Below are 9,856 nucleotides of genomic sequence, written 5' to 3' on the forward strand. Positions count from 1 at the left end.
TAAGGAATAAATCCCGCAAATTAAAACACGGCTGGCCCACGTCTCGCAGACGTAAACCCAGCCGGATCAGCTCATATTCGATTTCGTCCCTGAACCGTCCCAACAGGAGGCTCAGGACACCAATTCCATTAATCAGGAGACCAAACGACAAGGCAAACCGGATAAAACAGGTAGCCCTAGTAGGGCGCCTGCTGGTTGTTCGCGTCGTGTTTTCTGCTTTATAGTGCGGGAAAGTTGCCGTGTTGCTTGGTGGTGTGATGCGTGTTATCTGGTCGTTTTTTCCTCTGGTGTTTTGGGTGTTTTGTGAGCGTGTGGGGAAACCATGGGGAGAGACTTAAATCATATAGAAAGACGGTAGGGAAACCCTATGAACCACCACACACCTAAACAGGTTTACAAGGTTTATAAGGTTCCTAAGATTCCCCATGCCCCCCTACATCCTGGCGCTAAAGTCCCAGCCAGAGACGCCGCGCCACACCAACACATCCCCTATAGGGAGCCTTTACCGTTCTACCCGTTTTCGAGGGGGTGAACCGGCTAGCGCGGAACACATGAGCACAAAACACACCATCACCATTATCACGATCCTTGCCGCGCTCGCAGGCACCCTCACCGCCTGCCACAACACCGACAACACCCAGCCAGCCACGCAAACAACCACAACCACCAGCACAGCCACATCCACACCCACGGCTACGCCTACACCTACAGCGACGGAAACCAGCAAGCCACGCACAGACCCCGAAGTCATGCCCTCCGGTCCAGATCAGCGAGTACGTTCGATAAACCAACAGGGCTAGTCGAACCAGGAATCGAAAACGAATCCCGTGAAGTTTTCTCCGTACCACGGACGCCACCCCATTAACAGGGGTCATCTTGATAGATAGAGATTCACAGTACAAGGCGGCAATATTCTTCTAACCCGCCCCGCGTCTAACACGGCGCATGTAATGACGCATGTAATGTTCATGTGATGCCTATGTGATGCCAACACATCAGCATTGTGGTACCAGCAGGGGAATAACGTGATTTCTATTGAAAAATCAAGGTTTCCCGCCTGTTGTGAGCGTCATGGTACGAATGTAATACCATTCCCGCAAAAATCTTCGTGTAAAAATCCGTCTATGCGGCGTGACCTCCCAGCCCACCCTCGGCGGGGTCCTCCCCCTACCCCCTAGCAGGGGAAACTACAAGGACGAAAAATATTTCACACAACAGCATTTCACATATCGCATTTTGTTAACCGCTCAACGCCTAGAGCCTGCCACCACTCCCACCAACCCCTACTATAGGGGTGTACGGGCAAAGGGGTCATACTGGCATGGCTGCCTGGCACTGTTTGCGCTCGCGATCCTTTAATGCCTGTTCTATTCGTGTCGTGCCTCTTGTTTTCTTCTACCTCTAACAAAGCGGCGCTATACATGTCAGGCTCTAGACGCATTCGGTCTATTCTCGTTGACTGTCCTGTCTACCAGCTTTCCCCTGTCAGCCAGGGGCGGGCTAGGCGTCTTTGCCTCACCTACCTTGCCGCTATCTGCCTAGAGGGTGGCTGACCGTTAGGGGGCTGGTCATGCTAGGCGTAACCCTTGCATGTAGACGGCACGGCTCACCCTACATGTCATGTCGTGTCTGGCTGACGTTCAGCCTGTTTTGTGTCTACATCTAGGCTTTAACGCGTGTTCTCCCCCGCCCTCCGTCCTTTTTGCTTGTTGCTTGCAGGGGGTGGCGTGTTTGGCTAGCAGGTAGGCGGGGGTGGTTTCGACCATACGGGGAGGGGGTAGCAACTATAGGGGGTGGAGTGTTAGCGTGCTCCGATATAGGTCAACGCCTCCGAAACACTCATCAATGGACTGTCCGACTCCCTCACCGTGCCAGGATCCTTATCGTTAGCTGTATTGTCGTAGTCTTGCTGGTCATCTAGCGTAGGCTGGCTATAAATCGTGTCTCCCTCTAGCGTGGCTGACTTATTCCAGTAATGCCGTTTGGCTTTACCGCGTCCAAGATCTTCAACGATCACCACACCACGGGCAACCAATTCGGCTAGCCGTTTCGTTAACACGCCTTTACGCCCGCCAAGGGATTCTATTTCCCTAATCGTCATCCCTTGATCCCCTGCCTCTTTCAAGGCTTGACATAGCTGGTTTATAACTATCTCACGGCTACTAAGGTTCACGGCTATGAGTTTCATAAACCCGCTAGGCGTATCCTGATCAGGATTAACCAGCATATTTGCTACCGTCACATCCAGCCCGTGCACGCCCTCACGATCCTTTGTACACACCAGAGACGATGAGCCCGCCCGCTGTGTGTCGAACGGGTTTACTGTTTCTAAACGAAAATTCACACCTGAGATATTCGCTAGTTTCCGATACGAGCCCGCCGCATACCGATCCCCCCGCCCCGCTTTCGACGTATGGTCGATCAACAGCACACACGCACCGAGAGCCGCGAGCGCTTCAGGGAAAACAGCGAACCATTTATCGACGTTGGTGGCGTCGTTGCTGTCTGCTCCTTCTGCTGATAGGGAGCGTCCTACCGAGTCGATCACGCATAGAACAGGGGCGGCAGAGTTTTCGACGGTGAGCCGCATAGCGGTTAGCCCGTACTCGTCGAGCGGGTTATTCGCGTTGTAGTAGGTGAGCAGGTGCCGCCGGTGCACCTGTAATCCTAACCGTTCCAGGCGTGGCAGGAGGGTTCGCGGGCTGGACTCATAGTCCACATAGATCACCGGATAGCCCTGGTTCATGTGGTCGGCGGCGATCTTGTTCGCTAGCCATGTTTTGCCCGCTCCTGGCTCACCGACAATACAATTTACCTGACCGGCATAGAACAAGTGATGTCCGTTGTGGAGTTGTCCAACAGTGGGGATAGCGGGGCGTAGGTCACCATTATCAAGATCAGTCCATAGGCGCTGTAGCGGGGTGGGTATCCACGGGGACACATACCCACCACTATCACTATCACTATCACTATCACTATCCCCTATTGTTGTGCTGGTGGGTGTGTGCTGGTTGAGCGTCTGCAGAGCATTCGCAAGGGTTTCCCGCCCCGATGGTTCCATACCACCAACCGGCACGCCTATAGTCGTGTCTGTTTCCGCCTCTGACTGTGCGGGTGTGTCTGTCATGTTGAGCACCGTATTAAAATCCGTCGTGTTAGACTCTCTCACAAGGAGACTCCAATTCCCTTAACCGTAGGCACACCCAGCCAGGGGCTATTAAAACACCCTCCTTTTTTTGGGCGGGTGTGCCTACACCCTTTTACCTGTCTATATTCCCGCTATCCCCGTAGGCGTTGAACGCGCTCGCGATTGTCGCTGTGGTCTCCGATACTGATAAGCCGGCTGCGAGCGCGGCGGCTCTCAACTGGTCCACCGTATCCATGTCTAGAGATATTTCGCCTTTAACCGCCGCGCCTGCCAGCGTGTACGCCGCCCAGTTCAGCACGTTGTTCCGCTCCCCGTGGGTGGCTTTTTCCATGCGGGATAGTATCCCGTTTATCCGCCCCTCCGGCGTACATAGCACACTGTTCAGCCCTGCACCTATCAGGGCGCGTCGTGTTTTCTTGTGGAGGGCTGCCAGTGGGCGGGCGTCTGGTTTCCTAGCGGTTAACGCGGCTTCGATCCCCGCTGGTAACGGCTGCCACGATACGCGGGTGTTTTCCCACGTGTAGGGTGCCCCTGTTGATGGGTGGATGGATGGGGGCGCGATCACGTAGCCTTTACCGCCGCCACGGGTGTCTATCCCAGGGGCGATCTTGCCCGCCGTGTTCCCTAGAGTCTGGTTCGCGGTAGTGTAGTACAGGTGCCAGCCGCCCGATCCGGTACGTACCCGCGTGGTTTCCGGTAGTGTGCCGCCACATAGGCGGGCGAGTGCCTCCAGTGTGCCGCCGTGTCGAGGGTCAACATCGACGACGAGCAGGGGCGGGGTGACCACTAACCCGATCATCGCGTGGGGGTATTTCTGCCACCAGGCTTTAACCTGTGCCAGATCCGATGTGGCGTCTTTCAACCCGTGCCGTGTCAAAGGCTGTTTCGCCCGCTCGCCCTCCCAGTGGCAGGGGAGGACCTGCCAGCCACAGGCGGCATACCATAACGCCCATGCGTGCAAGAATGCGGGATTATACGGATTCGGGAACACACCCATCACAGCAGCCCCGCCTATCTGATTTAACACCCTTAAGAATAAGGTGCATAGAGTCGGTTATCTCCTCGGATGTTTTCCCGCAATGTTGCCCGATCTTTATGATTTCTTTGCGTAGGTCGATTTCGTGATATTCCGCAAGGAGGGCTATTGTGAACAGGTTTCCCGTCCATAAACGCCACTCACCTAAACCTGCGTGCCATCGTGCTTTTTCTAGTGCCTCGCTGCCTATCCGGTGGGCGTCGATGTGGAATAGGGGATTAGATAACGGGCATACGTCATGGGGAAGATGAGGATTATTGAGGGGAATTTTTTGCGCCCAATCCCTTTTGTAAGGCACGCTAATCCCGTTAGCGTCTGCTTGCTCTCTGATTTTTTCGTGGTCCGTCTTAAATCCTGTGAATGGTTCCAGGATTGATAGGAGTGCATAGAGATAGCCGTATGCTTTCGGGTCGTTAATAAATGTGTCTTTCGCGCCTAGTAGGTGATCTATTTGCGCGCTCAACTCGTACAATACGCGTTGGATAATGTCTATTGCTGTTTGCCTGTCGTATTGGAACAGGTCAGGCGTGAGGGTTGTCATATTGTCACGGATTTCTTGCTCTGTCTGTAGCCGTTTCCGTGTCCCTGGCTGAGTGTTTAGCATGTGATCACTCGTTTCGATTCGAGGAATGCCTCCACGTCGGCTGTTTTGATCCGGTATGTGCCGCCGATCTTGTAGGCGGGTAGTTCGCCATTCCATATCAGCGTGTAGGTGCGCTGTGTTGGAACGCCAAGCATGTGGGAAACCTGACGGATAGATAGCATTGAGTCTTGTTCAAGGTTTTTGGTAGAAACATTGTTTTTCATTTTTGTTTTTGCTCCTTTTAACCGGGAAAATGGGGGAGTGTTTTTGTCCTATGCAGGGGTGATTTAGTTTCTAGGGGTGTCCCGTGCGGGGCGTGGCAGGCGATCCGTGCGGATTATGAAAACATGCCTACCTATCTGGTTTCATGTTAAATAACATGTTTTGTTATCGTCTAGTAGGACATGCCGCGTATTTATGGCGTGTCGCCCACACCAACCCCTACATGTAGGGATGTAGAGCAGAATAACCGTAAACCCCACACCCCTACATGCTGGACGTAAGACCAGGGCTAGGCGGGTTGGACGCTCTCGCCTGTGGATAACCCTACTGCTGGTGTGCTGTGGGCGGTCCAGGGGCGGGGGATAACCTCGTGAGCCTCCCACACATACGGACGGCGCACCGTCATCGGGTCAGCCTCCCCCGCCTCCCACGCATACGTGTTCGCCTCCACCGCATAAAACATGTACGCCTGGAGAACCTGCATAAGATCCGACGCATAGGCAGCGTTATGCGGGGAAAAATCCAGCGAATATTTACTAGTAATCTGCGCTGTGTCCCAGCCATGACGGCTGTGGACCATAGAGAGCGTAATAACATTCGAGCGGTCCCTAAGCATGTACGAGCATTCATGCACATACATCCCATCAGCGTCATCGCCAGGAGTGTAAGACTGTTGCGAATGGTCTGCTTTGCACCACATAGGGCACGCTATCGGTTCACCATTACGCCCGTAAGAAGTCTTGAAACGCATAGATAATATCTTTCTGGTCTGGCTAAATTCGCATTATTTTCGAGTAATGCAAACAAGCATTTGAATATAGTTCGGGTCGTCGAAAACCTTGGACCAGAAAATACAAGGCGGCACGTATTTACGCCTATAGGCGCTGTTGTATTCCGTACCCAACCCGATACAAAACACGTGTATTAAATTCTGGCTCAGAGTCTTTTCGAGGACTTGCTATAAGAATAACATAAGAAACGATAAAACTAACTATATTTCGATAAACCGTTGCGAATGGTCTGCTTTGCACCACAACGGGCACGCGATAGGTTCATTGTTACGCCCGTAACTCGTTTTGAAACGCATAAAAATAGCTCCTTGTTCACTCAATTCATTCGCACTATTTCCTAGGTAATGCGAACGAGATATTAAATATGGGTCGGGCTGCTAGAAAACCTTGGAACAAGAAGAAACAAGGCGATACGTATTCCCGTCTAGCGGTCTTGTATTCCGTATCCAACCCGATACAAAACATGTGTATTAAATTCTTGTTCCAAAGCCTTTCTAGTGGCTCACACACATTCTAACACATTTTCATAAAGATCAATACATTTCGATAAACCGTTGCGAATGGTCCACCTTGCACCACAACGGGCACGCGATAGGTTCATTGTTACGCCCGTAACTCGTTTTGAAACGCATAATATAATCTCGCTTTCGTCTAAACCTTGCTAATGCCTTTGTGAGTGGCAAAAGCAGTTTTATGCATATTTCGGGCTGTCACAAACCTTGGACAAAAGCAAACAAGGCGATGCATATTCCCGTCTAGCGGTCTTGTATTCTGCATCCAACCCGATAAACATCAAGCAGCTTTCTATTAACTTTTGTCATTAGCTTTGTGAGAGCTTGCTATAACAATAGCATAAGAAAACGATAAAACTAACTACATTTCACTAAACCAGCTAGGGCGGTTCACCTGCACCAACAGCCAGCCTATCCAGCCCTATATAGGCATTGTGCAGGGCGTTTAGAGGGTTAATTTTATAACCAGCGAGACAAGGGACCCACCCGAAAACAGGCGCCGCCCATACAGTGCTAGGAGGGGCGAAAAACACAGGTCAATATTGCAATCACTCTTGCGCCTGCTAGGCGTGTCCCTCGTCTCGCTAGCCATACCTACCAGGGGATGACAACCCCAAGCCCTATTGTAGCATGAAACACGTCTTGCGAGGATGGTCCATAGGGGGTTCGCGAGCGCTCGCGGGTCTATGTTCCCACAGGGCGGGGAACACGGGGAACGCGAAACCCTGTAGCCCTTGGTTTCGTGTCTGTGGTCCACGGGCAAGCTCCAACCCCTACACAAACGCCCCTTATTCTAGGTCTTTAGTCCCGCTAGTCTTATACGGCACGCAAATGCCCCTCTAACGCGTTTAACCCCGCTCACGCTACCCCTTATCAGATCAACCCCCGAAACACGCTCAAACAGGCATATAGACGGCTTAGCGGCTAGTTATACCCCTGCCAATGGTCTAGCTGACCGATAGACGCCCGTGGCGCTCGCGGAACCGCCCCCATGTCGAGCCATAACACAGCCCCCGCTACGGCACACCCCCCCAGCCAAAGCGCCTAACCTCCTTTTGCCCGCTTCTGGCTTGCGGCACCCCTTGCCTGTTGGACCAGTCACCTCTAGCACCAAGCCCGCCACGCGGGTCTAGCCGGTACGGACCATCCAGCGGGCATGTGTCATGTCATCCAGATCTTCACTCATCTAGTTCATCTAGTTCATCTGATTATCTTGTTTATCTGGCTTGCGGGGGTGTCCCCCGTAGGTGTCCCCCCCCTTAATAAGGGGGGGGGACACTACTACGGCGCAGGGTGTCCCCCGCATTGGGGGACAGTGGGGACACTATCGACTTTTTGGCTTGCTGGAGCGGTTTAAGGTGTCCCCCGCCTGTTTGGTGTTATGGTGGTGTTTTGGGGGACAGGTGCCGGATACATTGGGGGACACCTATTCGCGGGCTTGGTGAGGGGTGTTTTTCGTTGGTATTGCAGGGTTTCGCGTTTCTCTAAAGCCTGCCGGCATCCGTTTTAACCGTTTTATATATGGGGACACCGTTTTGAGGTGTTTGCGGGGATATTCTCCACGCTGTTAGGTGGTTGAAAATCGGGATAAACACCCGCATAGGTCGCATAGCTGGATAAATAGGGTGGGGACACTACTTATCGGACTATTCGCACAAACTAAAACACGCGCAATAGGCAAACAGGGTTAAAACGGATTGGGGACGCTATTTCCGGCAAAACACGCACAAGCAGGGTTTCCTGCCCGTGACCTGCACAAACACACCCTACCCCCTAGCCTGCCAAGTGTCCCCCGTAGTGGGGGACGGTGGGGACACCCCTAACCGGCCTATCTGAGACTACTCTATGCCGGTCGGATTGTTCCCCATTGGACCACAGCAGGCACTACACGACCCGCCTCATCCGTATAGGCAGGGGACTGGTTCGCCTGTTCGTAATACTCCGCTAACAGCCGCCCGCTCTCCCTCAAATAATCCACCCCTGAATGTGTATAGTGGTTCGTCATCGCTCCCGATTGGTGCCCCAACATTTCCTGCACATCCCGCGGGTGGACCCCCGCCCGTAGCGCGATAGTTGCCGCCGTATGACGCAGATCATGCGGGGAAACATGACCAATACCCGCCACATATCCCGCCTGGTTCACCACCATTTGAAACACACTCGACCCCATATAGTCCCCATTCTTCCCAGGAAACAAAAGACCGTTCAGCCCGTTACGAGTCGCTAACCTAACCAGCCGCGCCGGCAGATCATTGACCCGAGGAATATAAACCCGCCGAATAGATGTCTCTGTTTTCGGGGTGGTCACTATAGCATTACGCCCACCCTTATAGACCGACTTGTCTACGTTTAACCATACTTCACCGCTCAAAATCAGCACGTCCCTACCGAGTAGGGCGCGAACCTCTCCAGAGCGTAAACCCACCGTGCCGGTCAGCTCGACCATCAACCTGTAATATTCCGGCGTGTAGGCGGTGAGGGCGTGGAACTCGTCGCGGGTAAGCGCTCGCGGGTTACGCCGCCGGCGTCCTTCCATCCGACGAGGAACATTCAACAGGCGCTTATGCGGGAATGGGTTGCGGTCGATTAGCCCTTCTTCTACGGCGCTTGCTAGGAGGGTTCGCATGGTGCTGCGGGTGTTTTTCACGTTTGATGTTAAACTGTTCGCCCATACGATAAGGGCGCTGGTCGTGATCTTTTTTAACGGTGTTTCGCCCCATTGGGGGAGGATGTGGATGCGTAGGATGTCGTTTTTCGTGTCTGCTGTTTGTTGTGTGCCGCTCGATAAGGTGACCCAGCGGGGTGCGTAGGCGGCGAGCGTGTAGGTGTTGCGGGCGTGTTCTTGGGCTTTTTGTTTGTCGAGCTGTTTTTGTTGTTCGGGTGGGATCCAGGTGCCGGATTCTATTTGGGCGCGTATTTTTGCTAGCCATAGGCGGGCGGCTGTTTTGGTGGTGAATGTGATGGGGGCGGAGATTCTTTTGCGTCCTGGCTGGTCTGGTCGGACGTATCGGGCGCGGTAGCGTCCAGAGGATAGGATGGATATCTCCCCGTAGGTGCTTTTGCTCATCGTTAGCTCCTTAAATGTGGGTTGTTTGTCTGCTGGCTGGTGGGTGTTATGGCTGGTGGCGGCTAATATTGGTGATTGTTTATTTTTTAACTGTCTGCTTTAGGGTGTTTAGGGCTGTTTTATTCCTGTTTGGCGGGTTTGTTTATGGGGAGATATGCGGCATGTCTGTTTTGTTCGTGGGGATTGGGTGGGGACGGATCACCCTATAACCCGATATAAACACGTACAAACCGATAAACAAAACAGGGAACCCTACCGCGGTTCGCGAGCGCCAACAACGAGCATTAAACGGCTCTAACACGCGGAAAACCCTGCCAGCAAGCCGATCAATAGCAGGGCGTTTTATAAAGGATGATAATAGCTACCAATTAGGACACCAATTCCCCCAGTTTCAGTGCGGATTGATCCTGCCACGCAGTAATCATCTCGTTAAACTCACGGATCGTCATCGCCCGTCGAGCCCGCACCGCCTCCTCGTCAGAAAACTCCATAATAAT

At 53.0% G+C, this 9,856-nt stretch carries 8 protein-coding genes and 1 pseudogene; 2 read left to right on the forward strand and 7 right to left on the reverse strand.

All coding sequences use genetic code 11. The features are described from left to right. Positions 1-551 precede the first annotated feature (551 nt). Positions 552-800: a hypothetical protein gene (locus ACLHIL_RS08855; protein WP_411297600.1), complete on the forward strand. Its 249-nt coding sequence runs from the start codon at positions 552-554 to the stop codon at positions 798-800. A 1,001-nt stretch (positions 801-1,801) separates the two neighbouring features. Here ACLHIL_RS08855 and ACLHIL_RS08860 read toward each other — a convergent pair. The 7 genes and pseudogenes from ACLHIL_RS08860 to ACLHIL_RS08890 all read right to left on the reverse strand — a co-directional run. Continuing rightward, positions 1,802-3,127 carry an AAA family ATPase gene (locus ACLHIL_RS08860; protein ID WP_411297601.1) on the reverse strand — a complete coding sequence of 442 codons (1,326 nt, stop codon included), beginning with the start codon at positions 3,125-3,127 and terminating at the stop codon, positions 1,802-1,804. Between the two features lie 133 nt (positions 3,128-3,260). Then, positions 3,261-4,145 (reverse strand): bifunctional DNA primase/polymerase, encoded by an 885-nt coding sequence (locus tag ACLHIL_RS08865; protein WP_411297605.1) that lies wholly within the window; start codon positions 4,143-4,145, stop codon positions 3,261-3,263. Beyond that, on the reverse strand, positions 4,120-4,725 hold the full coding sequence (locus ACLHIL_RS08870; RefSeq protein ID WP_411297602.1) for a hypothetical protein: 606 nt from the start codon (positions 4,723-4,725) through the stop codon (positions 4,120-4,122). Before ACLHIL_RS08870 ends, ACLHIL_RS08865 begins: the two co-directional genes overlap by 26 nt. 56 nt (positions 4,726-4,781) lie before the next feature. Further along, positions 4,782-4,991 carry a helix-turn-helix domain-containing protein gene (locus ACLHIL_RS08875; protein ID WP_411297603.1) on the reverse strand — a complete coding sequence of 70 codons (210 nt, stop codon included), beginning with the start codon at positions 4,989-4,991 and terminating at the stop codon, positions 4,782-4,784. Positions 4,992-5,278: 287 nt separating this feature from the next. After that, positions 5,279-5,740 carry a hypothetical protein gene (locus tag ACLHIL_RS08880; protein ID WP_411297604.1) on the reverse strand — a complete coding sequence of 154 codons (462 nt, stop codon included), beginning with the start codon at positions 5,738-5,740 and terminating at the stop codon, positions 5,279-5,281. Positions 5,741-8,135: 2,395 nt separating this feature from the next. Beyond that, on the reverse strand, positions 8,136-8,939 hold the full coding sequence (gene xerC / locus ACLHIL_RS08885; protein WP_411297606.1) for a tyrosine recombinase XerC: 804 nt from the start codon (positions 8,937-8,939) through the stop codon (positions 8,136-8,138). 21 nt (positions 8,940-8,960) lie between these two features. Continuing rightward, positions 8,961-9,209, reverse strand: a pseudogene (locus ACLHIL_RS08890) (hypothetical protein); the annotation flags it as partial. Here ACLHIL_RS08890 and ACLHIL_RS08895 point away from each other — a divergent pair. Then, positions 9,184-9,312, forward strand: coding sequence for a hypothetical protein (locus ACLHIL_RS08895; protein ID WP_411297607.1), 129 nt, complete (start codon positions 9,184-9,186; stop codon positions 9,310-9,312). The pseudogene ACLHIL_RS08890 and the gene ACLHIL_RS08895 sit on opposite strands and share 26 nt — an antisense overlap. The last annotated feature ends 544 nt before the right edge of the window (positions 9,313-9,856 follow it).

This window comes from Trueperella sp. LYQ143 (assembly GCF_046599595.1).
Taxonomy (GTDB): Bacteria; Actinomycetota; Actinomycetes; order Actinomycetales; family Actinomycetaceae; genus Trueperella.

Bases quoted from the DNA above. Each gene is read 5' to 3' on its own strand.
- ACLHIL_RS08855 (WP_411297600.1), top strand. From the start codon at position 552: ATGAGCACAAAACACACCATCACCATTATCACGATCCTTGCCGCGCTC.
- ACLHIL_RS08860 (WP_411297601.1), bottom strand. From the start codon at position 3,127: ATGACAGACACACCCGCACAGTCAGAGGCGGAAACAGACACGACTATA.
- ACLHIL_RS08865 (WP_411297605.1), bottom strand. From the start codon at position 4,145: ATGGGTGTGTTCCCGAATCCGTATAATCCCGCATTCTTGCACGCATGG.
- ACLHIL_RS08870 (WP_411297602.1), bottom strand. From the start codon at position 4,725: ATGACAACCCTCACGCCTGACCTGTTCCAATACGACAGGCAAACAGCA.
- ACLHIL_RS08875 (WP_411297603.1), bottom strand. From the start codon at position 4,991: ATGAAAAACAATGTTTCTACCAAAAACCTTGAACAAGACTCAATGCTA.
- ACLHIL_RS08880 (WP_411297604.1), bottom strand. From the start codon at position 5,740: ATGCGTTTCAAGACTTCTTACGGGCGTAATGGTGAACCGATAGCGTGC.